At 59.7% G+C, this 25,378-nt stretch carries 18 protein-coding genes and 2 rRNA genes (1 of these 20 running past the window's edge); 10 read left to right on the forward strand and 10 right to left on the reverse strand.

What is annotated here, in order from left to right:
* Positions 1 to 110 precede the first annotated feature (110 nt).
* Both PspS49_RS24715 and PspS49_RS24720 read right to left on the reverse strand, forming a co-directional pair.
* The gene (locus PspS49_RS24715) at positions 111 to 1,427 is read right to left on the reverse strand and encodes a methyl-accepting chemotaxis protein (protein WP_077574532.1); all 1,317 of its coding nucleotides are present in this window, start codon (positions 1,425 to 1,427) and stop codon (positions 111 to 113) included.
* Positions 1,428 to 1,542: 115 nt separating this feature from the next.
* Positions 1,543 to 2,856 carry an MFS transporter gene (locus PspS49_RS24720; RefSeq protein WP_127929776.1) on the reverse strand — a complete coding sequence of 438 codons (1,314 nt, stop codon included), beginning with the start codon at positions 2,854 to 2,856 and terminating at the stop codon, positions 1,543 to 1,545.
* A 350-nt stretch (positions 2,857 to 3,206) separates the two neighbouring features.
* Here PspS49_RS24720 and PspS49_RS24725 point away from each other — a divergent pair, with 350 nt between their 5' ends.
* The 6 genes from PspS49_RS24725 (at position 3,207) to PspS49_RS24750 (ending at position 12,036) form a co-directional block, all read left to right on the forward strand.
* Entirely contained in the window at positions 3,207 to 4,625 is a 1,419-nt protein-coding gene (locus tag PspS49_RS24725; protein WP_160041832.1) for a TIGR00366 family protein, read from the forward strand.
* Positions 4,626 to 4,814: 189 nt separating this feature from the next.
* The gene (locus tag PspS49_RS24730) at positions 4,815 to 6,512 is read left to right on the forward strand and encodes a molecular chaperone HscC (protein ID WP_127929777.1); all 1,698 of its coding nucleotides are present in this window, start codon (positions 4,815 to 4,817) and stop codon (positions 6,510 to 6,512) included.
* 11 nt (positions 6,513 to 6,523) lie between these two features.
* Positions 6,524 to 8,233, forward strand: a complete 1,710-nt coding sequence (locus tag PspS49_RS24735; RefSeq protein ID WP_160041834.1) for a J domain-containing protein — start codon at positions 6,524 to 6,526, stop codon at positions 8,231 to 8,233.
* 99 nt (positions 8,234 to 8,332) lie between these two features.
* Entirely contained in the window at positions 8,333 to 10,027 is a 1,695-nt protein-coding gene (gene acpA, locus PspS49_RS24740) for an acid phosphatase (protein ID WP_160041836.1), read from the forward strand.
* A 119-nt stretch (positions 10,028 to 10,146) separates the two neighbouring features.
* Positions 10,147 to 11,334, forward strand: coding sequence for a hypothetical protein (locus tag PspS49_RS24745; RefSeq protein ID WP_160041838.1), 1,188 nt, complete (start codon positions 10,147 to 10,149; stop codon positions 11,332 to 11,334).
* A 180-nt stretch (positions 11,335 to 11,514) separates the two neighbouring features.
* The gene (locus PspS49_RS24750; protein ID WP_127929781.1) at positions 11,515 to 12,036 is read left to right on the forward strand and encodes an SET domain-containing protein-lysine N-methyltransferase; all 522 of its coding nucleotides are present in this window, start codon (positions 11,515 to 11,517) and stop codon (positions 12,034 to 12,036) included.
* Positions 12,037 to 12,056: 20 nt separating this feature from the next.
* Here the strand turns inward: PspS49_RS24750 and can are convergent, their stop codons facing one another.
* Complete coding sequence (can, locus tag PspS49_RS24755) at positions 12,057 to 12,701, reverse strand: carbonate dehydratase (RefSeq protein ID WP_160041840.1); 645 nt, start codon at positions 12,699 to 12,701, stop codon at positions 12,057 to 12,059.
* A gap of 141 nt (positions 12,702 to 12,842) precedes the next feature.
* On the opposite strand from can, the gene PspS49_RS24760 reads away from it, so the two are divergent.
* On the forward strand, positions 12,843 to 13,247 hold the full coding sequence (locus tag PspS49_RS24760) for a serine kinase/phosphatase (RefSeq protein WP_160041842.1): 405 nt from the start codon (positions 12,843 to 12,845) through the stop codon (positions 13,245 to 13,247).
* Between the two features lie 129 nt (positions 13,248 to 13,376).
* Here PspS49_RS24760 and rimI read toward each other — a convergent pair whose 3' ends face one another.
* The gene (gene rimI, locus PspS49_RS24765) at positions 13,377 to 13,829 is read right to left on the reverse strand and encodes a ribosomal protein S18-alanine N-acetyltransferase (RefSeq protein ID WP_007912963.1); all 453 of its coding nucleotides are present in this window, start codon (positions 13,827 to 13,829) and stop codon (positions 13,377 to 13,379) included.
* Entirely contained in the window at positions 13,822 to 14,571 is a 750-nt protein-coding gene (locus tag PspS49_RS24770; protein WP_160042582.1) for an energy transducer TonB, read from the reverse strand. The genes rimI and PspS49_RS24770 overlap by 8 nt, the downstream gene beginning before the upstream one ends.
* 219 nt (positions 14,572 to 14,790) lie before the next feature.
* Between PspS49_RS24770 and mksB the strand changes: the two genes are divergently transcribed.
* The 3 genes from mksB to mksF are packed head-to-tail and all read left to right on the forward strand — an operon-like array spanning position 14,791 to position 19,596.
* Positions 14,791 to 16,068 carry an Mks condensin complex protein MksB gene (gene mksB / locus PspS49_RS24775; RefSeq protein ID WP_174245086.1) on the forward strand — a complete coding sequence of 426 codons (1,278 nt, stop codon included), beginning with the start codon at positions 14,791 to 14,793 and terminating at the stop codon, positions 16,066 to 16,068.
* Positions 16,058 to 16,759 carry an Mks condensin complex protein MksE gene (mksE, locus tag PspS49_RS24780; protein ID WP_007912968.1) on the forward strand — a complete coding sequence of 234 codons (702 nt, stop codon included), beginning with the start codon at positions 16,058 to 16,060 and terminating at the stop codon, positions 16,757 to 16,759. Before mksB ends, mksE begins: the two co-directional genes overlap by 11 nt.
* On the forward strand, positions 16,756 to 19,596 hold the full coding sequence (gene mksF, locus PspS49_RS24785) for an Mks condensin complex protein MksF (protein WP_102901100.1): 2,841 nt from the start codon (positions 16,756 to 16,758) through the stop codon (positions 19,594 to 19,596). The genes mksE and mksF overlap by 4 nt, the downstream gene beginning before the upstream one ends.
* A gap of 182 nt (positions 19,597 to 19,778) precedes the next feature.
* Here mksF and PspS49_RS24790 read toward each other — a convergent pair whose 3' ends face one another.
* The 5 genes from PspS49_RS24790 to PspS49_RS24810 form a co-directional block, all read right to left on the reverse strand.
* Positions 19,779 to 22,082, reverse strand: a complete 2,304-nt coding sequence (locus PspS49_RS24790; protein ID WP_127929785.1) for an MlaD family protein — start codon at positions 22,080 to 22,082, stop codon at positions 19,779 to 19,781.
* On the reverse strand, positions 22,075 to 22,698 hold the full coding sequence (locus PspS49_RS24795; protein ID WP_016983584.1) for a paraquat-inducible protein A: 624 nt from the start codon (positions 22,696 to 22,698) through the stop codon (positions 22,075 to 22,077). Before PspS49_RS24795 ends, PspS49_RS24790 begins: the two co-directional genes overlap by 8 nt.
* Positions 22,685 to 23,344, reverse strand: coding sequence for a paraquat-inducible protein A (locus tag PspS49_RS24800; RefSeq protein ID WP_160041846.1), 660 nt, complete (start codon positions 23,342 to 23,344; stop codon positions 22,685 to 22,687). Before PspS49_RS24800 ends, PspS49_RS24795 begins: the two co-directional genes overlap by 14 nt.
* A gap of 149 nt (positions 23,345 to 23,493) precedes the next feature.
* Positions 23,494 to 23,609 (reverse strand): 5S ribosomal RNA (gene rrf, locus PspS49_RS24805).
* Positions 23,610 to 23,758: 149 nt separating this feature from the next.
* Positions 23,759 to 25,378 (reverse strand): 23S ribosomal RNA (locus PspS49_RS24810) (it continues 1,274 nt past the right edge of the window).

A 25,378-nucleotide genomic window follows, 5' to 3' on the forward strand; every position in this document is an offset into this window, starting at 1 on the left:
AAAACCTGTGGGAGCGAGCTTGCTCGCGAAGGCGATAGGTCAGTCACATCAATGTTGAATGACACACCGCTTTCGCGAGCAGGCTCGCTCCCACATGGGATCAGTGCAGGTCAGTGGGAGAGTTGGTTGGCGAACTGGCCAACGGCATTCACGACTTTCTGCGCACCGTCCTGAATCTCGACAATCACCGTGCCCGCCTCGGCCGCCAGCGCCAGGCCTTGTTCAGCCTGAAGCTTGCCGTCGGTCATCAGCGCCACGGCGTTGCGCGCCATTTCCTGGTTCTGCCGCACCACGGTGACGATCTCTTCAGTCGCCTGACTGGTGCGCGAGGCCAGTTGTCGCACCTCGTCGGCCACCACCGCAAAACCACGGCCCTGCTCACCGGCGCGCGCCGCCTCAATGGCAGCGTTGAGCGCCAGCAGGTTGGTCTGTTCGGCAATGCCGCTGATGGTTTTGACGATGGTGCCGATCACCTGCGACTGCTCGTTCAGTGCCTCGATGCCCTCACCGGCAGCCTGCATGTGCCGCGACAGATCACGCATCACATTCACCGCCTCGGTGACCACGGTGGTGCCACGTTGCGCGGTGCTGTCGGTTTGCTGCGAGGTGCTGTAGGCGATGCTGGCTGCGTCGGCGACGGCTTGTTCGCGGTTGACCTGATCAGTGATCACGGTGGCGAACTTCACCACTTTGTACAGTTTGTTGTTGGCATCGACCACCGGGTTGTAGGACGCCTCCAGCCACACCGTACGACCATGGCTGTCGACACGCTTGAAGCGATCAGCGACGAATTCACCGTTGTTCAAACGGCGCCAGAAGTTCTGGTACTCGGCGCTGTTGTATTCCTCCGGGGTGCAGAACAGGCGGTGATGTTTGCCCTTGATCTGCGCCAGGCTGTAACCCATGCCGCTGAGGAAGCGATCGTTGGCGTTGAGCACATTACCGTTGAGGTCGAACTCGATTACCGCGGTCGAACGCACCAGCGCACCGATCAGGTTTTCGTGTTCACGAGAAGCTTCGATGGTGCGGGTCAGGTCGCTGGCGAACAGCGAAATATGCTTGATTCGCCCGTCCGAAGAACGCACCGGTTGCACGATCGAACGCAGCCACGCTTCTTCACCATTGCCACGCAACAGGCGTACGGCACCGGCGAAATGCTCGCCACGGGTCATGGCGTTTTTGAAGCGATGATGGAATTCGTCGGACTTCACGTGCGCCGGAACGATGTCTTCAATCGCCCGACCAATCAGGTCCTGGCTCTTGTAGAGCATCTCGGTGAGGAAGTTCTGGTTGACCGACTGAATGCGCCCGTCGGGCTCAAGGTTCAGCACCAGCATCTCGCTTTCCAGGCTTTCCTTTACCTGCACGAGGCTGGAGAGTTCTTCACGAAGAGCGGCCAGCTCTTGCTTCAAGCGTTTGTTGAACATGGGGAGTACCGATGGGCAGGTTGGAAAGCGGGATGCAGCCTAACCATCGGCCTTGAAAATCTTTTCTGAAGAGCGTTTGCGACCCGACGGTCAAAAATAGTTCCAAGCTACCGAGTCAGGCAGTTCCCGCCACCTGGCAGGGTCCCGTGCGCGGCATCCGCGAGCCGAAATACGCCGCTGTCAGGAGGCCCACCACACCCATCACCGCGCAGAACATCACGCAGATCCATGGGCTCCATGGCATCAGACCAATCAGCAGCAGCGGTGTGATACTGGCCCATGCGGCGTAGGCAATGTTGTAGGTGAAGGAAATGCCTGACACGCGAATACGCGCCGGGAACAACCCGACCATCACCGACGGCACTGCGCCGACAACACCGCACGCAAGACCGGCCAAGGCGTAGGCGGCGCCGACCCAATCACCACCGCTGATCAAACAACCGTAAAGCACGCCGACGCCCAATGGCAGCAACAGGCTGTAGAGCATGACCGTGCGCCACGCGCCAATGCGATCGACCAGCAACCCGGCGATCACGCAGCCGATGTTGAGGAAGACAATGCCCAGTGCACTGAGGGCGAAGGTGTGGCTGGCGGTCATGCCGAAGGTTTTCTGCATCATGGTCGGCGTAATGACGACGAACACCACCACCGCCGAGGTCAACACACAGGTCAGCAGCATCGCTGGCAGCATCGCCAGGCGGTGCTCGCGCAGCACCGTGCGCAGCGGCAGCTCTACCCGCGCTTCGCGCTGCGCTTCCATGGCCATGAACACCGGGGTTTCGCTCAGCCAGCGGCGCAGATAAACGCCAATCACGCCGAACACGCCACCGAGCAGGAACGGGTAACGCCAGGCGTAATCGAGGATTTCCGCCGGGGTGAACACTTGTGCGAGGAACGTCGCGGTCAACGCGCCGATCAGGTAACCGAAGGTCAGCCCGGCCTGCAAAAAGCCCAAGGCATAACCGCGATGGCCGGTCGGCGCGTGCTCGGCGACGAACACCCAGGCGCTCGGCACTTCACCGCCTACCGCTGCACCTTGGAGGATGCGCAACGCCAGCAACAGCAACGGTGCGAAGTAACCGATCTGCGCGTAGGTCGGCATGATCCCGATCAGCAGGCACGGCAGCGCCATCATCAGGATGCTCAGGCTGAAGACTTTCTTGCGCCCGAGTTTGTCGGCGAAATGCGCCATCAGAATACCGCCCAAGGGCCGCGCCAGATAACCGGTGACGAAAATCCCGAAGCTTTGCAGCAAACGCAGCCACTCGGGCATTTCCGGCGGGAAAAACAACTGGCTGAGGGTCAGGGCGAAGAACACGAAGATGATGAAATCGTAGATTTCCAGCGCGCCGCCAAGGGCCGCAAGGCCGAGGGTCTTGTAGTCGGAACGGCTGAACGGCGCAGGTTTGGCCGGAGATTGGGCAGTCATGGCAAAGAACTCGGAAACAGGCAAAAAACCAAGGCGCCCATGGTCTACGCAAATGGGCGGATGAACAACCCGTTAGACCATAGTCCCGGTTTTGCAAAACCGGCTCACAAAGCATCGGCAGTTGAATTACTGTTAATGCCTGTCCAGCGGGACCACGCCAACCCCGGCCAACCGCAGTGAACCTCATGTGGGAGCGAGCCTGCTCGCGAAAGCGTCAGCCCAGCCAACTTCAATGTTGAATGTGCCGGCCTATTCGCGAGCAGGCTCGCTCCCACAGGGATCTCTGTGTTGTGGAGATCGGCGAGCGTTCCCGCGGACCACAATAACCATAAAAATCCGAGGTATTCCCTGTGGCCGTTGATATCGAAGATAGCCGCTCCGCACGCTTTGCCCTGCGCTGCTCCAGCTTTGCCGAACGCTGGTTTCCCGATTCCTGGGTGTTCGCCGCACTGGCCGTGATCATCGTCGCCCTGGCCACACTGGCCATGGGCGCTAAACCCACCGATGCGGCGATGGCGTTCGGTGACGGTTTCTGGAGCCTGATTCCATTCACCATGCAGATGGCCTTCGTGGTGATCGGCGGTTACGTGGTCGCCAGCTCGCCGCCCGCCGTGAAACTGATCGATCGCCTGGCACGCATCCCGAAAAACGGCCGTTCCGCCGTGGCTTGGGTCGCGTTGATCTCAATGGTCGCCTCGTTGCTCAACTGGGGTCTGTCGCTGGTATTCGGCGGTTTGCTGGTCCGCGCCCTCGCCCGCCGCACCGATCTGAAAATGGATTACCGCGCCGCCGGCGCCGCTGCCTATCTGGGCCTTGGGGCGGTGTGGGCGCTGGGTCTGTCGTCGTCGGCCGCGCAGTTGCAAGCCAACCCGGCCAGTCTGCCGCCGTCGATCCTGTCGATCACCGGGGTGATTCCGTTCACCGAAACGATTTTCCTCTGGCAGTCGGGTGTGATGTTGCTGGCGCTGATCGTGATCTCGATCATCATCGCCTACGCCACCGCTCCCGGGCCGAACTCGGCGCGCGACGCCAAGGCCTGCGGCATCGACCCGGCCTTCAACCTGCCTCCGCTGCAACCGCGTACGCGTCCCGGTGAATGGCTGGAACACAGTCCGCTGCTGATCATCGTGCTGGTATTGCTGGCGGCGGGATGGCTGTTCCACGAATTCTCGACCAAACCGGCGATCACCGCGATTTCCGGGCTGAACACCTACAACTTCCTGTTCATCATGCTCGGCGCCTTGCTGCACTGGCGGCCGCGCAGTTTCCTCGATGCCGTCGCGCGTGCGGTGCCGACCACCACCGGCGTGTTGATCCAGTTCCCGCTGTACGGCTCGATTGCCGCACTGATGACCACGGTCAAAGGCACCGATGCGCAAACCCTGGCGCACCACATCTCGACGTTTTTCGTCAGCATCGCCTCCCACGACACCTATGCGCTGCTGATGGGTGTGTACTCGGCGATACTGGGTTTCTTCATTCCGTCGGGCGGCGGCAAGTGGATTATCGAAGCGCCGTACGTGATGCAGGTCGCCAATGATCTGCAGTATCACCTCGGCTGGGCGGTGCAGATCTACAACGCGGCCGAAGCGCTGCCAAACCTGATCAACCCGTTCTACATGCTGCCACTGCTCGGCGTACTGGGACTGAAAGCGCGGGATCTGATCGGTTTCTCGTTCGTGCAGTTGCTGGTGCACACGCCACTGGTGCTGCTGTTGCTGTGGGTGCTGGGGACAACATTGGCGTATACGCCGCCAGTCATGCCGTAATCCAAAGCGGGGTGCAGTCATGCTGGCCGCGCCCCGCACTTTTCTCCTGAAACAGCCCTGTATCGGGCTGCCTGTCGTAAATAATGGCTCAGAGCCATCATCCTGCTTTACCGCATCGTCCCCTCGGTAATATTCTGCGCGCCCATAAATGTTTCATTTTTTTACCAAGCGCAAAGGGAGTTCGTTGCAATGATCGTAGGGATTGACCTGGGAACCACCAACAGCCTGGTCGCCGTCTGGCGGGGTGATGCCACCGAGTTGGTGCCCAATGCCCTGGGTCAGTTCCTGACACCGAGCGTTGTCGGGCTGGATGATCAGGGCCGGATTCTGGTCGGTCAGGCGGCGCGCGAGCGTCTGCACACGCATCCGCGTCTGACCGCATCGCTGTTCAAGCGCCACATGGGCAGCGCCACGGAAGTTTATCTGGCCGACAAGGCATTTCGCCCAGAAGAACTCTCCGCCTTGGTGCTCAAGAGCCTGAAAGAAGACGTCGAGCGCGCTTTTGGCGAAACCGTCACCGAAGCCGTGATCAGCGTCCCGGCCTACTTCAGTGATGCCCAGCGCAAGGCCACGCGGATCGCCGGCGAACTGGCCGGGCTGAAGGTCGAGAAGCTGATCAACGAGCCGACCGCTGCCGCCCTCGCCTATGGACTGCACCAACGGGACAAGGAAACTTCGTTCCTGGTTTTCGACCTCGGTGGCGGCACGTTCGACGTGTCGATTCTGGAGCTGTTCGAAGGGGTCATGGAGGTGCGCGCCAGCGCCGGTGACAACTTCCTCGGTGGCGAAGACTTCGACACCGTGCTGCTTGAGCACTTCATCAGCCAGCACCGCTCGGCCGCAGACTTCCCGGAGCGCAGCAGCGTCATCCAGCCCCTGCGTCGCGAGGCCGAGCGCGTGCGCAAGGCGCTGGGGCAGGACGACAGCGCCGAATTCCGCTTGCAGCTCGGTGAGCGGCAGTGGACGCAAATCATCACCCAACAACAGTTGGCAACGCTGTACATGCCGCTGCTCGAGCGCCTGCGCGCGCCGATTGAGCGGGCGCTGCGCGATGCGCGCATCCGTGTCAGCGACCTCGACGAGATTTTGCTGGTCGGCGGCACCACGCGCATGCCGCTGGTACGCAAACTCGCCGCCGGGCTGTTCGGCCGCTTCCCGTCGATCACCCTCGACCCTGATCAGGTCGTGGCACAAGGCGCGGCCATTCAAGCGGCACTCAAAGCCCGCGCCGCAGCGCTGGAAGAAGTGGTGCTGACCGATGTCTGCTCCTACACGCTGGGTATCGAGACCTCCACTCAGGTCGGCCGCACCTATGAGAGCGGCCACTACCTGCCGATCATCGAGCGCAACAGCATCGTGCCGGTGAGTCGGGTGAAAACCGTGTACACCCTGCACGACAATCAGGAACAGGTGGTCGTGCGCATCTTTCAGGGCGAAAGCCGCCTGGTCAAAGACAACGTCGCACTCGGCGAACTGGACATCAAGGTGCCGAAACGCAAGGCCGGCGAAGTTGCCCTCGACGTGCGTTTCACCTACGACAACAACGGCCTGCTCGAAGCCCAGGTGAAAATCCCCCTGACCGGGCAACAGCATTCGCTGGTCATCGAGAACAACCCGGGCGTGCTGTCACCCGAGGAGATCCAGCAACGCCTGGCGAACCTTGCGCAACTGAAGATTCACCCGCGCGAGCAACAGGTCAACACGCTGCTGAGTGCACGTCTGGAGCGCCTCTATCAGGAAAGCCTGGGCGATCTGCGTGATCTGATGGGCGATTGGGCCAAGCAATTCCAGATCGCCCTCGACTCTCAGGATGAACGCCAGATCCGTGAAGTGCGCACCGACTTGAGCCGACGCCTGAGCGAACTTGATCGCACCCCGTGGCAATAAGGAGCCTGGCCATGGATTGCTGGTCGGTGCTGCACCTGCACGATGACGCTGAAGCGCGCGACATCAAACGCGCCTATGCGCGCCTGCTGAAAACCTTCCGCCCCGATGAGGATGCCGAAGGTTTCCAGCGCTTGCGCGAAGCCTACGAACAAGCGCTGGCGATTGCCCGGTGGCGCCTTGAAAACGCTGAGCCTGCCGACGATGAAGACATCGCCGTGGCCACGACCTCCAGCGCCTTTGCCGCGCTGGCATTGGATGCCACACTGGCAAAAACCCCGGCGCAGGATGTTGCAGCGTTTGAGTTCGCGCCCGTCAGTCCGGCCGCCCCGCAAGCGTTTACGCCGCCCGAGAAGGACGATGTTCGACGTGTCGAGCCACTGGCGGCGGACGCTTTTGTGGACGCCCAAGCCATTGAAACGCAGGCCGCCCTGCAACTGCTCGAAGATCTAACGCCCGACAACCTCGACGAGCGCTGGAATCAGGCGCAACAGCACAGCTGCGCCAAGGCCTTCGAAAGGCTGTTGCTGCAGCTGTGCTTTGAACATCCCCACCTGCGCGGCCCGGTGCTGAATTGGGCCGTCGAGCAACTCGGATGGTTGGGGCCGTGGCAAGAAGTCCTGATGAATGATCATCAGCGCGACCGGCTCGCTGAAAGCCTGATGGCCGATTACCGAAACGCCTTGCAGACGCTGCTCGAAAGCCAGAGCGAACGCGAATTTCTCAACGTGCTCAAACGCTACAGCGCTCAACCGTGGCTGCAGGTATTCGATCGCCGTGAACAATGGCAGCAAACCCTGCTGCACTTGCTCAATGACACTGAGTGGAGCGTGCCGCTGTTCGACCGCATCGGCCAACTGTTCGGCTGGGATCACAACAAAGGCCTGCACCCGCAACCGGACTGGCTCTGGGACACCTTGATCGAACGCTGCGATCAGGAAAGCTTCTATGACAATCTGCGCGCCAAGGCTGAAAGCGACCGGACGTGGGCGACCGACGTGCAAGCGGCGCATCTGTTGATCAATCCGCTCAAGCCCTTGCAGCAGAAGAAGATCATCGACGGCTTTGGTCAGAATGAATGGCAGGCCTGCCATGACTTGTCGGAAAAACTCACGTGGCGTTTCCCCGAACTGCTCGCTCGCTTGCCCTACGCCGATGTTTTTTACTGGCGGCGGTTCCTTCCGCGACCGATTGCCGCCGAAACCTGGGTGTGGGTCTGGACGGCGATTGCCTTGGCGCTGTTCCTGCAAACTCTGCCCTCCCAACAAAAAACCGCCATGAACCTCGTCTTCATGCCGATGTTATTTGCCTGCGTGCCGGTCTGGTTTTTCCGCTTCGCCCTGAGTTGGTGGGTGGTGCTCACGTCCTATGTCATCGTGCCGGACCTGTGGCTCACCGAATGGCTGATTCCGCGCAAATGGAACCCTGACACGCGCTGGCTGGTGATACGCCATGGAGTACCGCAAGGGGTGATGGTGCTGCTGTTTTCGCTGTTGCTTGGCCCGCTGGGGGCGCTCACTTATGTCGGCACGCTCTTGATCGGGCTGGTGCACAAACGCCGTATCGGCTCGCTCGATACGGAGCTGAGCCAACGTCGTCCTTGGCTGACAGCGCTGCACTGGGCGCGCTTCAGTCCGTTGCAATTGCTGTTTCTGGTGGTCATGACCGCAATCACGGCAGCCAGCAGACTCGGTTTTTCGCTCAGCCAACTCATGCCCGGCTAGGCAAGCAGCGCCGGTGCCGCTTGTCATCCCTCCGTCACATTCACTTGCTAGCGTCCGCCCGAAACATACTGAAACAATTAAGCAAGAACGGGCTGACAGATGAAAGACGACACAGACGGCACTGACGCACCTGAATCCAATCACCCCACCGACACCAGTCGCCGCCGCTTCCTTGGCGGCGTCGCGGTGCTGGGTGTCGGTGCCACGCTGGCCGGGTGTGGCAGCGCCAGCGATCAACCGGGCAAACCGGCCGAGTGCCCGCTGACGCCCGCCGAGCTGGACAAGGCCCTGCGCGACCAAGTGAAAACCGTGGTGGTGATCTACGCCGAAAACCGCAGCTTCAATAACCTGTTCGGTGATTTCCCCGGTGTCGAAAAACCGCTGGCAGCGCTCAAGCCCGGCGACTATCAACAACGTGACCGCGACGGCTCGCTGCTGCAAACCCTGCCGCCCGTCTGGGGTGGCGTGCTGCAGATCGGCCCGCAAACCCTCGATGGCGTGACCTACCCCAGCGCCACGCAGTTTCAGCAAAACCTGGCCAATGCACCGTTCGCCCTCAAAGGCCCGAACGCTGAAGATTTGCCATTTGGCCTGGTGACCCGCGATTTGTGGCACGTGTTCTATCAGAACCAGATGCAGATCAACGGCGGCAAAAACGATGGCTTCGTTGCCTGGGCCGATTCCGGTGGCTTGACCATGGGCCACTATGCGCAGAGCCGTTATTCCCTGCGCCTGTGGGACGTCGCTCAGGAATTCGTGCTGTGTGACAACTTCTTTCAGGGCGCCTTCGGTGGCTCGTTCCTCAACCACCAGTACCTGATCAGTGCCACCGCGCCGTTCTATCCGGACGTTGCCAATTCCGTGGCCAAGTCACAGATCGCCGCGCTGCAAAGCGACGATCCGGCCGATTCGCGCCTTAAACCGCTGGAGCAATCCCCCGCCAGCGCCATGAGCGGCCCACCGCAGTTCGGCCCGAGTGCGCTGACCCCGGATGGCTTCGGCGTCAATACTCTTGCCCCGCCCTACTGGCCCACATGGATTCGCGACCCCGAGCGCCCGGCGTACTCCAAAGCGGATCTGCCCAACGTCATGGTGCCGCAGACCCACGAACACATCGGCGACAAGCTGTCGAAAAAGAACATCGATTGGGCCTGGTACGCCGGCGCATGGCAGGCGACGCTGGATCAATACAAGGATTCCGGCGGCATTCCGAAGATTCCGAATTTTCAGTATCACCACCAGCCGTTCAACTACTTCAAGCAGCAAGGGCCGGAAAACCCTGACGAGCGCAACAAGCGTCTGCGTGATGCTGGCTTGGGTGACGAATCGAGCAGCAACAAGTTCTTCGCCGATGCCGAAGCGGGCAAGTTGCCGGCGGTGAGTTTCTACAAACCCCAAGGCAACCTGAACATGCACGCCGGTTATGCCGACGTGGCCTCCGGGGACCGGCACATCGTCCGCGCGTTGAAAGTGCTGCGCGAAAGTCCGCAGTGGCAAAACATGGTAGTGATCGTCACGGTCGACGAGAACGGCGGCTGGTGGGATCACGTCGCACCGCCCAAGGGCGACCGCTGGGGCCCCGGGTCACGCGTGCCGGCGCTGGTGGTGTCGCCGTTTGCGCGCAAAGGCACGGTGGATCACACGGTCTACGACACGGCGTCGATCCTGCGGTTGATCACCCGAGTCTTCCAGCTGGAGAGCCTCGACGGCCTCAAACAACGGGACGAGGCGATGATCGCGCGGGGCCAGAAACCCATGGGCGATTTGACCAACGCCCTGCATTTTCAAGCTTGAAAACCAGCCCTGCGAGTTTGCGCAAAATTCTGCCGATGACGGCTTCTCTGTCAAACGCGGCTGATCCACTATGAGCCGCCCCCGAAACGCGGGGAACCGACGCTGAAAAGGATCTGAGCATGTTCAAATTCGCAGGACTTAACCCGATAGCATTGGCTCTTGCCGCGCTCACGCTGAGCGCGGCCGCCCACGCCGATGTCGACTTGAAACTGGGCAGCACTGAGCGCGTCACCCGCCTCTTCGCTTACCCCAACAACTGCAACGTCATCTGTTTCCGCAACTGGACGCTGGAACAGACCGTCGCCCATTACCTGAACCAGAGCGTGCAACGCGATGGGTATGCCGATGCCAAGGTGTTGGTAAAAACCGACAACGGCCAGCTCTACGCCGAAATCACCGGCGTGCCGAAGGATTACGACAAACCGCTGTCGGCGCTGCTGGATGCGGGGGATCTGGCCTACACCGGCGCGAGCAAGCTCAACGCCGACGGCAAGTGGGCCTACAGCTGGTATCTGTTCCTGCCACTGGGCATGGCCCTGGAAAACCGCAAAAGCGTCGAGTTGCTGCACTTCCCGCCGGATTACTCGCTGACCCAAGCGCAGGATTATCTGCGTTCGAACACCACCGATCGCTGGGCTACGCTGCTGACCGACAATGGCATTCCTGCCGAGCAGACGCCGGCCTATCAAACCATCATCGACATTGCCCCGATCGCTGCGCCGTCCAATGCCGGCAGCGACCTGGAAGGCGTGTATGACTACTTCAAGGACTACCAGACCACGCTGGTCAAACAATTCAGCCAGACCGCCAGCGGCACGACGTTGCCGATGGTCGCGTTCGGCGCGCCGGTGCGTAACTGGATCAAGCAGCAATACGGGCCAACCGTGAATGTATTGGGGCTGGCGACCATCAGCCCGAGCGAAGGTGTGAAAGTGCCCGTGCTGGGTTCGAACCACCCGAGTTACATCTGGTACGCCGCCGACCCGAAGAGCTACACCGGCGACGATGCGCAAGCCAAGGCCGATGCGGCGGGCCTGAAAGTCATGGGTCAGGATTTGAGCGCCGCCTGCTGGCAAGCCGGCATGGGCAGCAAACCGGGCAGCGATGCGCAAACAACGCTCAACAGTTGCACGCAGACGTGGCAAGTCACGCAGAAAGTCAAAACCTGCGAGCTGTTCTACACCTCGATCCGCAATCTGACCCCGGAACAGGCTACCGCCAAGTGCGCGACCACCCCGATCAAGACTCAACTGAAGCAACTGCAGGCACCGCTGCCAGCCACTGCAATCCCCGCCCCGCACCTGTAATCGCTTGAGGCATTCCCGTGTCAGCCAAGGCTGACGCGGGAATACGTCTAAATCGCCTGTCAGATCTGACAGTAGACCAGCTATACCTAATAAGACACGATTGGATCCAACCAGCAGTATTGCAGCGCTGACAGGACGTCAACCCAAGGAAGTCGCAAAAGCCTTGCGACAAGGACTGATATGAACATCCACGCTATGGCGCACTCGCCGCCACGCGATACTGAAGGCATCTATCCCTTCGCCGGCCTGCCCGTGCGCCTGGGGTTTCCGGCCAGCGCCGATTTCGAAATCCTTCAGGATGGATACGGCGCCCCTACGGCGGTCGCCGCGCGGCGCGAGTTCCTGCACACCCACCGGATGTGCCGGGTGTCCGGGCAATTACTGCCGTATCGCTGCCGCCAGACCCGACAATTGCTGACGGGCATCCACATCTACGATCCGCGCTTTTGCGGATTGATCGAACACGCGTGCGACCCCAACGTGTTTCTCGACATGAGCGAGTTATGGTTGTGGGCGTTGAAAGATATCCACAGCGGCGAAAGGCTGACCATGGACTACACCGCCACTGAAGACAAACTGCTGCACCAGTTTGCCTGCGGTTGCGGTTCGCCACGCTGCCGTGGGTGGATCACCGGCTACGACGAACCACCCACCCTCGAAGGTCAGCACTTTCTACAGCGCTGGCGGCATTCAGGTCGCTGAAAGGTGCGCTGGAAGCTGAGTTATACCGCGCCAACCGGACGCAAACGATACTGCGGCGGCAATTGCTCGAAACCATTGATGGTCGTGTTCAGACTTTTCCAGCGACCATCCTTGATGCCGTAGATGCACCCGTGGATCGACAGGCTCTGCCCGCGATGCCAGGCATTCTGGATGATGCTGGTGTGGGCGACATTGGCCACTTGCTGGATCACGTTGAGTTCGCACATGCGATCAACCTGCTCTTCTTCGGTCGGCAGCTTGGCCAGTTCTTCGCGTTTTTCGTAGTACAGATCGCGGATCGATCGTAGCCAGCCGTCGATCAGACCGAACTGCCGGTCCTGCATCGACGCGCGCACACCGCCGCAGCCGTAGTGGCCGGTGACGAGGATATGTTTGACCTTGAGCACGTCGACCGCGTACTGGATCACCGACAGGCAGTTGAGGTCGGTGTGCAGCACTACGTTGGCGACGTTGCGGTGCACGAACAGATCGCCCGGCAGCATGCCGACGATCTCGTTGGCCGGCACGCGCGCATCGGAACAGCCGATCCACAGGTATTCAGGGGTTTGCTGGCGCGCCAGTTTGGCGAAAAAATCCGGGTCTTCCTTGGTGATCGCGTCAGCCCAACGCTCGTTGTTATCAATCAGGTCTTGTAAGTCGTGCATGCTGTAAGGCCTCAAGAAAGATGCGCTGGTATGACAGACGACCGCCCGTCGGGGTCACGCCACCAGCGCAAGTGATTTCATTGGAATTCTCGTGTGCCCGGTGAGTCCACCTTAGTAAGGCCCACAGTATGAGGAATTGCCATGACTGATTCACGACGCCCTTACGATGCCGTGCAACCGGAGCCCATCGATGATAACGAAGACCGCATGGGTTCGGTGCATGAGCTGGATTTCGATGAAGACGAACCGAGCGCGAAAATCGGTGATGAGATTCCCGAACGTGAACGCGAGCAGTTGATGCCGCGTGAGCGGGTGCGCGAGGCCGGGATGACCGGGGCTTCAGTCAGTGATCATGAGCCGACTGACGACGACATGAGCCCGGAAACGCTGATTCATGAAGACGGTGCGCGGGATGCCCAAGAAGCCGGCGAAGGCAATCAGGCGGATTGGGATTTGAGCATTGTCGATGAAGATGACATCGGCGGTGGCAATGGGCTGGATGAGGCAGAACTGGCGCGGCGTGATCCGCTGGATGGCAACCGCTGATCTTCGTTGCCTGACAGGACGCTTTCGCGAGCGGGCTCGCTCCCACAGGGGTTTCGGGTTGCGCACAAATTGGTGAACGCCCTGAGTCCAATGTGGGAGCGAGCCTGCTCGCGAAGCTTTTAAAGGCGATCAGTCAACCAGGGTGCAGGCCATGACCACCGCGTCTTCACGCCCACCCACCGCCGGATAATAATCCCGGCGCCGGCCAATCTCGTTGAAGCCATAACGTTCATACAACTTGAACGCGCCCGTGTTGCTGTCACGCACTTCCAGAAAACATTCCCGCGCCGAAGCCGCATACGCCCGCGACATCAGGTGCTCAAGCAACGTCAGGCCCAGCCCACGCCCCTGATTCTCCGGTTTGACGGTGATATTGAGCAGATGCGCCTCATCCAGAATGATCTGCACCACGCCGTGACCAACCTGCTGCTCACCTTCGAACATCAGCCAGATCTGATACTTGCCCAGTCCATCAAGAAAAATCCCCCGAGTCCACGGATGGCTGTAAGCGGCGTACTCGATTTTCAGCACGGTTTCCAGATCCGCCTCGGTCATCGGGCGGAACGATACAGCGTCACTCATTCGATTCTTTCCAGCGCGCCATCAGCCGACGCATGGCTTGCCACACAGCGGCCTTGCGCTGTGGCTCTTCCATTAACAATTCCAGACCGGGAATGGCCCAGGCCGAACCCAGACCTTCGATCTGCAATTCACGATTGAACGCTTCGGCATCCGCTTCGCCGGCGAAACGCACCGCCGGCAGGCCGATCAGCCACAGGCAGGCGCACGGAGCGGCTTCCATTTGCACGGAAAGGAAACCCTGCACAAAGTCACGCGCCGCTTCCGGGCCCTGATCCATGGTGCCGCGATTGAGCCACGGCCAGCGCACCGGCTCGCCGACGATTTGCGGCGCATCCGGCAGACCGGCGGCGCGCAACATGTCCTTGAGCAACAGATAAGCCGGATCGCGGCTCTGGAACGGTTCGCCTGTGGGTAACTCGACCAGCAGCAGGCAACGTCCGGCGCGCAGCAATTGCAGGGCGAAACGCGGTGGCGGCACCGGGGCCGGTTTGACGACGACTGGTGTGTCGTCGACCTCTTCTACCGGTTTGGCACCGGTGCGGGTACTCGCCAACGACGGCCGCGGCACTTCGATTTTCGGACGTTCGACCGGACGAGCGACAGCCGTTTGCACCGGGGCTTCGGCCTGCGGAGCAAGCACGACCGGCGCCTCTACCTCGGGCTCGGGCATGTCCAGCAGCTCGGGCCGCGACGGTGCGGCGAAGGGCAATTCGGTGCGCGGCAGCCAGTTGACCACCTGCATGGCGTTCAAATAGGCGCGGCGGCGGGACTCGATTAGCAAGGGTCGGCCACTTGTGGATAACTGAAGTGCGCTGATTCTACCGCCCTTCGCTCAAGATCGCCCGTTGTTGATCGACACACTTAAGCGAAAGAAAAACGACAGCCCGTCCCGAGAGTGAATCGCATCGGCCTTGATGCAGTACAATCGCGGCTTTTAATCGTCAACCAGCCGGCCATTCCGATGATCGAACCCAAGCGCGTCTTGCGCGCCCTCGCTGAACACTGGGCACTTCTGGAGCCACTGTGCGAGCACTTCGACCAAGGCACACTGAGCCTCAACGAACTGCGCACGCAACTGGCCGCCCAACAACTGGACAGCACGCCGCAGGACATCACCAGCCTGCTCGACGTGTGGATTCGTCTCGATATTCTGATTCCGGTGGCGAAAAGCCCGAACCGTTTCGAGCTGAACGCACAGATTCACGACTTCCTCGCTTACTTGCGTCGTGAACACCGCTTGGGCCTGTGCCTGGAAATCGAAGCCTATCTGCGCCACCTCGAGCGTCTGGCCGGTTACATCCAGGACGCGTTCGAAGTCCGTGATGGCCACGACCTCGCCCGCCAGTTGCGCTTGCTCGACATGCGCGTGCGCGACGTGCTGAAGAAACTCGACAACGACGAACAGGCGCTGGTGGCCGTCGCTGAACGGGCGAAAACCAGCGACCGGCAGATCCCGCTGCGTCAGCGTTACGCCGAAGTGCTGGCGACGTGGGACGAATACGTCGAGCCGATGATCGATCTGGTGAACGCCGACGGCGCCTTCGAACAAGGCGTGCGCAAGGTCGAAACCGTGCTGCTGAAAATGCTCAGCGAACAGCAACGCCTCGGCCATCTGGTTGACGACGACATGCTCCTGCGCACCCACGCGCGCATCCTCGAAATGCAGACCAGCGCCCAACTGACTTTGCGTCATGCCCGCGAACTGCTGCTGCCGCTGCGTGAAGAAGCGCGCCGGCACAACGCCGTGACCCGTGGCGCCGCGTTGGCTTTGGCAGCGATTCGCCGCAAAGGCATCGACGCCGTGCCGCAAGCCGCAATGCCGCTGTTCACCCGTCCGCAAAGCACTTTCCTCGGCAGCGCCAGTCAGGTCGAAGCCTACGTCTATGCCTTGGCGCGTTTCGAGCCGAAACCGGCGCGCTTCCCCAAGGCGCACAAGACCCAGAAAGGCGAAGCCCCGCGTGCTCCGCGCACCGTGCGCGAGATGGTCGACCGTTGCGAAGAAGCCCTGCCGATGCCGGATCTGATGACCTGGCTGCTGGAGCAGGAACCGGACGGCGCCACCGACGAATTGCTCTACTGGTTCTCGCGCCTGTCGCGGGAAAAACGCTTCAAGCGCGAGCGTCTGGAACGCCGCGAATACCACACTCATGAGCACCAGGTCAGCCTGCGCTCCTTCGCCCTGCTCTCGGCCAGCGACACCGCCGCCGAGAATTCTGCGAGCATCCCCAATGCATCTTGATCTTTCCGAACTGTCGCAACTCGCACCGATCTTCCGCGAGCTGTTCAAGGGTTACCACGTCAGCCGCCGCGATCCGGAGCTGTACGCGCAATTGTCGAACTTCCAGGATCAATACCGCACGCTGTTCAAGGCGCTGGGCTTTGAACTGGTCTGCGACACCCGTGGTTTCTACTACTTCGTGCCGGACATGGCCGCTGCGGCGGTGAACAAGACTGCCCAGCGTCTGGCGCTGTTCACCTTCATCCTCGTCGAGCATTTGGCCGATCAGGGCCGCGACCCGATCGCCGTGCTCGATGGCGGCAGCCTCGGCCGCGAAGAGTTGCCATCGCTGCTGGAGAAATACCGCGACCTGTTCATTCAGGCCGAAGTGCAGACCGTTGAAGAACTCGAAGAAAAGATCATGCGCCGCATGACTCAACTCGGTTTCGCCAGCGAAGAAAACGGCGTGTATCGCTTCCTGCCGCCGATGCACCGCTTCCTCGATGTGTGCCTGTCGGTGCAGCAGGATCGCGATCTGGCAGCCAGCGTGCACAGCGTTCTGCCGCTGCCGGCACCGGTGCTGATCGACGAAGCGGCGGAAGCCAAATTCCTCGAAACCGACGATCCGCTCGATCTCTCCGAATTTGAAGAAGAGAGCGAAGAAGACGCACTGGCCCGCGCCATTGCCGAAGAACAGGAGTCCGACGCATGAGCCAGGAACGCTACGGCATCCGCCGCTTTGCCCTTTTGAACACCGCCGGTTACAGCCTCGGCCTGTTCCCGCTGGAAGAACCGCTGTCGGTTTACGGCGCAAACAACCTTGGTAAATCGGCGTCGATCAACGCCTTGCAGTTCCCGATTCTGGCGCGCATGTCGGACATGAGTTTCGGCAAGTACAGCCTGGAACAATCGCGGCGTTTCTACTTCGCATCCGACACCAGTTACATCCTTGTCGAAGTGAATCTGCCCCACGGCCCGCACGTGATCGGCGTGGTCGGTCGCGGCCCGGGCGGCGGTTTCGGTCACCAGTTCTTCGCCTACGCCGGCAAGCTTGATCTGGCGCATTACCAGAAGAACGACACCTGCCTGCGCCAGAAAGAGCTGTTCAGCAACCTTGAGAAAGAAGGCCTGAAAGCCTACGAACTCAAGCCGGATGAATTGCGTCGCTTGCTGGTGGGCGGTCATACGTCGATTCCGCTCGACCTGACGTTGATCCCGCTGCGCTCCACCAGCGAACAGAGCCTGAAGACCTTCCGCGCGTTGTTCATCAACCTGCTGCACATGCGCGAAATCACCGCGGCCAAACTCAAGCAGTTGTTCCTCGATGCCTTCGAGCACAGCCTGCGTTCCGGTAGCGTCGATTACATCGCCGCGTGTGAAGAAGCCTTCCGCGATGTGCGGCGCATGGAACAGGACTACAACTCGCTGGTCGCTGCCGGCCCGTTGGTTGAAGCCTTGGCCAATGGCGTGAAACAGCGCGACGTGCTGCGCGGCAAGCTGCATCGCCTGTCGCCGCTGCTCGACTCGCTGCTCGGCACCTGGTCGGACTACGCCAGTGCGCGCAAGGAAGAACTGACGATTCAGGCCGACCACTACCGTGGCGAGCAGGACAGCCTGCAAAACGATCAACGCGGTGGCACCCAGGAACTGATGCGTCTGGAGCGAGAAATTTCCGGCATCCAGCGCTGGCTCGGTGAGCTGTCGGTGTTGAAGAATCGCTTCGCGCTGGTCGATGACGTCAAAGTGCTCGAGCAACAATTGCTCGCGGCCAAGGACGCTCACGACGAACTGGCCGGTGCCCTGGCGCAATCCCGCCAGTTCAGTGCGGAAGATCTGGAAGAGCGCGTGCGCGATCTGGAAAAACGCCTGAAGTCGGTGAAGCAGCAACTCGATCACGCCGACAACAACAGCTACGCCCGCCTGCGCGAAGAGTTCTCGCAGCAGGATGTCGAGCGTCTGATGCGTCTGTTCAACAGCGCCCTGTTCAGCCTGCCGCTGGGTGAACACGGCATCACCCTCGACGACGATGGCGAGTGGGTCAAATCGGTCGAGCTGATCCTTGATGGTTTCAAAGGCGAGCGCTTCGAAGTGCCGGGCCTGTCCATCGACATCTCGCACATCGAGCCACCGGCGCTGCAAGCCTTGGCTGACCGCGCGGCATTGCGCGATCAGAAAGAGCGTCTGGAAAAAGAACTCAAGCAACTGAAAACCCAGCAGGCCGTGGCCGCCGACCGCGCCGCGAGCAAGACCCAGACCGAAGCGCTGTACCAGCAAGTGCTGGACGCGCAGAAAGCCCTGGAAGATTTCCGCCGCACGCAGACTTTGAGCGCTGAAGAAAGCGACAAACTCGAGCAACTGGCGCAGATGGAAGGCGCGCAGGACGAACTCAAGCGCTCCAGCGATGCCTTCACCGAGCGCGTCCAGCAACTGTCGGCCAAGCTGCAACTGGTCGGCCGCCAGATCGCCGATATGGAAGCCAAGCAACGCACCCTCGACGATGCGCTGCGCCGTCGTCAGCTGTTGCCGGCGGATCTGCCATTCGGTACGCCGTTCATGGATCCGGTCGACGACTCGATGGACAACCTGCTACCGCTGCTCAACGACTACCAGGACAGCTGGCAAGGCCTGTTGCGCGCCGATGGCCAGATCGAAGCGCTGTACGCGCAGGTGCGCCTCAAAGGCGTGGCCAAGTTCGACAGCGAAGACGACATGGAGCGCCGTCTGTCGCTGCTGATCAACGCTTATGCGCACCGCACCGATGAAGCGCTGACGCTGGGCAAGGCCCGTCGTGCGGCGGTCACCGACATCGCCCGGACCCTGCGCAACATTCGCAGCGACTACGACAGCCTCGAGCATCAACTGGCGCTGTTCAACCGCGAGATCAACAAGCGTCAGGTCTCCAACCTGCAGAGCTTCCGCATCGTCCTCGCGCCGAACAAGGAAGCCCTCAAGCACATCGACCAGATCATCCACAGCGCCGGTCAGTACGAAGAAGGCGAAACCCTGTCGGTGTTCGACCTCAGCCAAAGTGCCGAACAGGACAACAAGAACGAAGAGGCCAAGGAATACCTGGCGCGGCTGGTGGCGGCAAACCACAACCAGCTCGGTCTCAAGGACTTGTTCGAACTGGCGTTCGAGATCACCAAGGTCAACGGTCAGCCGGTGATCCACACCGACATCGATGGCGCGGCGTCCAACGGTACGACGATGACCATCAAGGCGCTGACCAACATGTATTTGTTGCTGCACTTGATGGATCGCGATCAGGCCGGTCGCGTGCGTCTGCCGTACTACCTCGACGAGGCGGCGGATATCGATGAGAAGAACCAGGCCGCGCTGCTGGAAACCAGTCTGCAACTAGGCTTCGTGCCGATTCTGGCGAGTGTGAAGCCGCAGGTCTGCGCCAGTGTCGCGATCGACCTGGAAGGCGGCAGCGGCCCGGCGGGTATCTACATCGATGAGGCGGACTGGAAGTACATTCGTCGCCATGATGTGGTGAAGGCTACGGTCAATGTTGAAGCGGATGAGCCGGAGCTGGATGCGGTTTGATCGGCTTTAGCTGAAGGCAAAAAAAGGGCCGCGATCTGTTTGGATCGCGGCCCTTTTTTATGGCTTGGGGTTTGTGCTGATTTTGCGGGCCCTATCGCGAGCAGGCTCACTCCTACAGTTGGAATGCGCTCCCCTGTAGGAGTGAGCCTGCTCGCGATGGCGTCCTTACAGACGCTGAAAGGTTACTTACCGAGGGAAATCTTCGGCGCCCACGTCAGCCACTCATCCTCAAACTTGTCGAACAACGGAAACGTCTGCTCAGCCCGCGCCGGGTTACCCATGCGCTCGCCATCCGGCGTAGCAAAAGCAATCCCGCCCTGAATCGCCGTCTCCAGCGACTCGGTGCGCACCGTCAGCCCGTTGAACAAACCGATATCGAAACCGACACCGCTGGTGTTCCAGAAGCGGCTGCCGCTACGTACCAGTGGCGCGTATTTCGGCTCGATCAAAATGTGCACCAACACGCGATCAGCGGTCTGGCCCAGTTCATAACCGGTGACCTTACCCACAGTAATTTCGCGGTAGGTGACTGGCACACCCGGCTTCAGCGAACCACGACGGGCAGCGCTCAGTACCAGACTCAGACCCGCCTCTTGCTTGGTGACTTCCGGCGCACTGGCCAGGGCAACGAAGTTTTTCTGCGGGCCGAGGTTCTTCGCCGCCGGCTGCACTTCGATGTACTGCCCGGTCACGAGGGTTTCCAGATTGGCAGTCTTGATCAGGCCGAGCTCCGGTTTGACCACCCAGAATTGACTGCCGACTCGGGCGATCTTCTCCGGCACTTCAGTGATGCGCGCCGTGAGGATCACCGATTGCAGATCGTCAGTCAGATCAACACTTTCAATCTTGCCGACATCCAGGCCCTTGAAGCGCACTGGGGTGCCACTACGCAGACCATCAGCGCGATCGACTTTGATCGTCACCACCGCGCCTTTCTGATTCGCCTCATCATGGTTGGCGAACAGACGGAAACGCGGAATACGTTTCTGCAGCGGCGCCTTCGCTTGCGGTGTCTCGAAGGCGATACCACCGGCCATCAGGGTCTGCAGCGACTCACTCTTGACCTGAATGCCACCGGTCAGTCCGCCGGTCAACGTGATGCCACTGACATTCCAAAAGCGCGTCGAGGCGTTGACCAGGTTTTCGTATTCCTTATCGATGTGCACGCCAATGACCAATTGCTTCTTGGTCTTGGAGAACTGATAGCTCTGCACCGAACCGACCTTGACCTGTTTGTACAGAATTGGACTGCCGACATCGATCGAGCCGAGGACATCGGTGAACAGCACCAGGTGCAAGCCCGGTGAGCGCAGATCCAGCGGCGGCGCCTTTGGCCGGGCCTCGAATTCGCGTTTCGGTGCCGCACCTTTGTCGCCCGGGCGTACGGCGATGTAGTTACCTTTCACCAAGGCTTCCAGACCGGTGATCCCAGCCAGAGAAATCGACGGTTTAACTACCCAGAACTGCGTGCCATCGACCAGATAGTCCTCAGCCAATGGATCGAGAGTGAGCTCGGCTGTGGCACTGTTCAGGTCAGGATCAACCTTCAGCGCCTTCATGTTGCCGACTTGAATGCCTTTGTACATCACCGGTGTGCGGCCGGCCTGCAGTCCTTCGAAGTCGCTGAGTTTGACCTTTACGCGGATCCCGGCAGCGGCAGCGTCGAAGTCCTCATAGAGACGGAACGGCAGGCTAGGATCGGTCGGCGGGCTGTCTTTGCGGTTTTCCGGTGTGGCGAAGGCGATACCACCCGCGACGATGCTGGCCAGCGATTCGCTGCGTACTTTCACGCCGGACAGGTTGGCGTCGATGCTGATGCCGCTGGCGTTCCAGAAACGCGTGTGTTTGCGCACCAGTTTGGCGTAGGTCGGCTCGATGAAGACTTTGAGCTCAACGGTACTTTGGTCTTCCGAGAGCACGTAGCTTTTGATCTGGCCAACCTTGATTTGCTTGTAGAACACCGGGCTGCCGCGGTCCAAAGAGCCGAGACGATCCGCCTTGATGGTCAGGTGCAGACCGGGTTTGGCATCAGACAGCGGCGGCTCTTCGGCCAGCGCTTTGAACTTGCGCACCGGCTCGCCTTCGCCGGGACTGATGGCCACGTAGTTACCCGAAACCAGGGTTTCCAGGCCGGTAATACCGGCCAGGGTCACACTCGGTTTGACCAGCCAGAAGCGCGTGCTGGTTTTGAGGTATTGCTCGACGTCTTTATTCATCTCGACGGTGGCAATCACGCCTTTGGAGTTGCCCTCATCGTCGAGCTTGAGCGCCTTGACCTTACCGACCGACATGCCTTTGTACATGACCTCGGTCTTGTTGGCCTGAATGCCTTCGCCGCTTTCAAAGCGGATCTGAATTTCGATACCGGTTTCGGAATAGGCACGCCAGCCGAGCCAGCCGCCGATGATCAGCGCGATCAGAGGCAGTACCCAAATGGCAGACCAGTTCGAAGCCGGTCGGGTTTTCGCTACGGGCAAATCAGTCATGGTCGTCGTCCGACTCCGTGTTATCCCAAATCAGTCGGGGATCGAAAGTTACTGCGGCGAGCATCGTCAGAATCACCACACTGGCGAAGGCGATGGCACCAAGATTGGCTTCGACACTGGCAAGCCGGCCGAAGTTGACGACCGCCACGAGAATGGCGATCACAAAAATATCGAGCATCGACCAGCGGCCGATGAACTCGATGAAGCGGTACATCCAGATGCGCTGACGAGCCGACAATGGCTGACGTCGTTGCACCGAAAACAACAGCAGTGCGATACCGACCAGTTTGAAGGTGGGCACCAGAATACTAGCGATAAACACCACGGCCGCGATCGGAATCATGCCGTGCTGCACCAACTGGATCACGCCGGACATGATGGTGCTCGGATCACCCTGACCCAAGGAGCTGACCGTCATGATCGGCAAGACATTGGCCGGAATATAGATGATTGCTGCCGTGATCAGCAGTGCCCAGGTGCGCACGAGGCTGTTCGGACGGCGAGCGTGAACCAGCGCACCGCAGCGGGTGCAGGTTTGCTCGTCGGTATCTGCTTCCTGTTTGTTCAATTCGTGGCATTCGGTACACACCAGAATGCCCGCATCAATCGCCCGCATGAGCGTCCTCTCCTGATAACGCCTGCCAGATCTGGTGCGGTGACATCACCACTTCCAGCCAGACCTGCACCAACAACAGACCGATGAAACACACCAAGCCCAGACCTACGGTAATGGCGGCCATGTCCGCCAGTTTGACGATCGCCACCAGTACGCCCATGAGGTAGACCTCGAGCATTCCCCAGTCTTTGAGGTGGTGATAAATGCGATAGAGCAGCAAGCCGTAGTTACGACCAATATCGAAACGGATCGTCAGTAACACGAACAACTGGCACAGCAATTTCAGCAGCGGGATGGCCATGCTGCACAGGAATACGACGATCGAAACGCCCTGCATGTCGGTGTTGAACAGGCCGAGCACGCCACTCCAGACCGTATCCTGCGAAGACTGCCCGAGGATATTGAGCTGCATGATGGGTAAAAAGTTTGCCGGGATGTACAACAGCAATGCCGCAATCACCAAGGCAAGGCTGCGCTGCACCACGTTATGACGGTGAGCGTACAACTCGTAACCGCAGCGCGGGCAGAGCGCTTTCTCACCATGGGCAAGTGTGGGCTTGCGCATCAGCAGGTCGCACTCATGACAGGCCACCAAGTCTTCCAGCGGTAAATCTGACAGCCCGGGGGCGTCAACCGACTCTGACATAAAGGCTCTGGCTCCGAATAAGGTGGGGCTATTCTAGTGTTCTGATTCGAAAATAACTGTGCAAATTTGTTCGCTGTCGCGAGCAAAAAACTTTCCTGCGGGCAAAACAAAACCCCAACTGCTTTCGCAATTGGGGTTTCGGAATTTAATCTTGACGATGACCTACTCTCACATGGGGAAACCCCACACTACCATCGGCGATGCATCGTTTCACTGCTGAGTTCGGGATGGGATCAGGTGGTTCCAACGCTCTATGGTCGTCAAGAAATTCGGGTACTGAGTCGTGGCCTTGCGGCCTCGCTTCAGCAAATTGGGTATGTGACAGCTAGGTGTTTTGTGAACATCGAACTTTCGGTTCGTTTCGTCTTCACACACCGCAATCTGGCCTTTCGACGCAAATTGCTTGGGTGTTATATGGTCAAGCCTCACGGGCAATTAGTATTGGTTAGCTCAACGCCTCACAGCGCTTACACACCCAACCTATCAACGTCGTAGTCTTCGACGGCCCTTCAGGGAACTCAAGGTTCCAGTGAGATCTCATCTTGAGGCAAGTTTCCCGCTTAGATGCTTTCAGCGGTTATCTTTCCCGAACATAGCTACCCGGCAATGCCACTGGCGTGACAACCGGAACACCAGAGGTTCGTCCACTCCGGTCCTCTCGTACTAGGAGCAGCCCCTCTCAAATCTCAAACGTCCACGGCAGATAGGGACCGAACTGTCTCACGACGTTCTAAACCCAGCTCGCGTACCACTTTAAATGGCGAACAGCCATACCCTTGGGACCGGCTTCAGCCCCAGGATGTGATGAGCCGACATCGAGGTGCCAAACACCGCCGTCGATATGAACTCTTGGGCGGTATCAGCCTGTTATCCCCGGAGTACCTTTTATCCGTTGAGCGATGGCCCTTCCATACAGAACCACCGGATCACTAAGACCTACTTTCGTACCTGCTCGACGTGTCTGTCTCGCAGTCAAGCGCGCTTTTGCCTTTATACTCTACGACCGATTTCCGACCGGTCTGAGCGCACCTTCGTACTCCTCCGTTACTCTTTAGGAGGAGACCGCCCCAGTCAAACTACCCACCATACACTGTCCTCGATCCGGATAACGGACCTGAGTTAGAACCTCAAAGTTGCCAGGGTGGTATTTCAAGGATGGCTCCACGCGAACTGGCGTCCACGCTTCAAAGCCTCCCACCTATCCTACACAAGCAAATTCAAAGTCCAGTGCAAAGCTATAGTAAAGGTTCACGGGGTCTTTCCGTCTAGCCGCGGATACACTGCATCTTCACAGCGATTTCAATTTCACTGAGTCTCGGGTGGAGACAGCGCCGCCATCGTTACGCCATTCGTGCAGGTCGGAACTTACCCGACAAGGAATTTCGCTACCTTAGGACCGTTATAGTTACGGCCGCCGTTTACCGGGGCTTCGATCAAGAGCTTCGCGTTAGCTAACCCCATCAATTAACCTTCCGGCACCGGGCAGGCGTCACACCCTATACGTCCACTTTCGTGTTTGCAGAGTGCTGTGTTTTTAATAAACAGTCGCAGCGGCCTGGTATCTTCGACCGGCATGAGCTTACGGAGCAAGTCCTTCACCCTCACCGGCGCACCTTCTCCCGAAGTTACGGTGCCATTTTGCCTAGTTCCTTCACCCGAGTTCTCTCAAGCGCCTTGGTATTCTCTACCCAACCACCTGTGTCGGTTTGGGGTACGGTTCCTGGTTACCTGAAGCTTAGAAGCTTTTCTTGGAAGCATGGCATCAACCACTTCGTGTTCTAAAAGAACACTCGTCATCAGCTCTCGGCCTTAAGATCCCGGATTTACCTAAGATCTCAGCCTACCACCTTAAACTTGGACAACCAACGCCAAGCTGGCCTAGCCTTCTCCGTCCCTCCATCGCAATAACCAGAAGTACAGGAATATTAACCTGTTTTCCATCGACTACGCTTTTCAGCCTCGCCTTAGGGACCGACTAACCCTGCGTCGATTAACGTTGCGCAGGAAACCTTGGTCTTTCGGCGTGGGTGTTTT

It is taken from the genome of Pseudomonas sp. S49 (genome assembly GCF_009866785.1).
In the GTDB taxonomy this organism is placed as follows: domain Bacteria; phylum Pseudomonadota; class Gammaproteobacteria; order Pseudomonadales; family Pseudomonadaceae; genus Aquipseudomonas.

Bases quoted from the DNA above. Each gene is read 5' to 3' on its own strand.
- PspS49_RS24715 (WP_077574532.1), bottom strand. From the start codon at position 1,427: ATGTTCAACAAACGCTTGAAGCAAGAGCTGGCCGCTCTTCGTGAAGAA.
- PspS49_RS24720 (WP_127929776.1), bottom strand. From the start codon at position 2,856: ATGACTGCCCAATCTCCGGCCAAACCTGCGCCGTTCAGCCGTTCCGAC.
- PspS49_RS24730 (WP_127929777.1), top strand. From the start codon at position 4,815: ATGATCGTAGGGATTGACCTGGGAACCACCAACAGCCTGGTCGCCGTC.
- PspS49_RS24735 (WP_160041834.1), top strand. From the start codon at position 6,524: ATGGATTGCTGGTCGGTGCTGCACCTGCACGATGACGCTGAAGCGCGC.
- acpA (WP_160041836.1), top strand. From the start codon at position 8,333: ATGAAAGACGACACAGACGGCACTGACGCACCTGAATCCAATCACCCC.
- PspS49_RS24745 (WP_160041838.1), top strand. From the start codon at position 10,147: ATGTTCAAATTCGCAGGACTTAACCCGATAGCATTGGCTCTTGCCGCG.
- PspS49_RS24750 (WP_127929781.1), top strand. From the start codon at position 11,515: ATGAACATCCACGCTATGGCGCACTCGCCGCCACGCGATACTGAAGGC.
- can (WP_160041840.1), bottom strand. From the start codon at position 12,701: ATGCACGACTTACAAGACCTGATTGATAACAACGAGCGTTGGGCTGAC.
- PspS49_RS24760 (WP_160041842.1), top strand. From the start codon at position 12,843: ATGACTGATTCACGACGCCCTTACGATGCCGTGCAACCGGAGCCCATC.
- rimI (WP_007912963.1), bottom strand. From the start codon at position 13,829: ATGAGTGACGCTGTATCGTTCCGCCCGATGACCGAGGCGGATCTGGAA.
- PspS49_RS24770 (WP_160042582.1), bottom strand. From the start codon at position 14,571: ATGCAGGTGGTCAACTGGCTGCCGCGCACCGAATTGCCCTTCGCCGCA.
- mksB (WP_174245086.1), top strand. From the start codon at position 14,791: ATGATCGAACCCAAGCGCGTCTTGCGCGCCCTCGCTGAACACTGGGCA.
- mksE (WP_007912968.1), top strand. From the start codon at position 16,058: ATGCATCTTGATCTTTCCGAACTGTCGCAACTCGCACCGATCTTCCGC.
- mksF (WP_102901100.1), top strand. From the start codon at position 16,756: ATGAGCCAGGAACGCTACGGCATCCGCCGCTTTGCCCTTTTGAACACC.
- PspS49_RS24790 (WP_127929785.1), bottom strand. From the start codon at position 22,082: ATGACTGATTTGCCCGTAGCGAAAACCCGACCGGCTTCGAACTGGTCT.
- PspS49_RS24795 (WP_016983584.1), bottom strand. From the start codon at position 22,698: ATGCGGGCGATTGATGCGGGCATTCTGGTGTGTACCGAATGCCACGAA.
- PspS49_RS24800 (WP_160041846.1), bottom strand. From the start codon at position 23,344: ATGTCAGAGTCGGTTGACGCCCCCGGGCTGTCAGATTTACCGCTGGAA.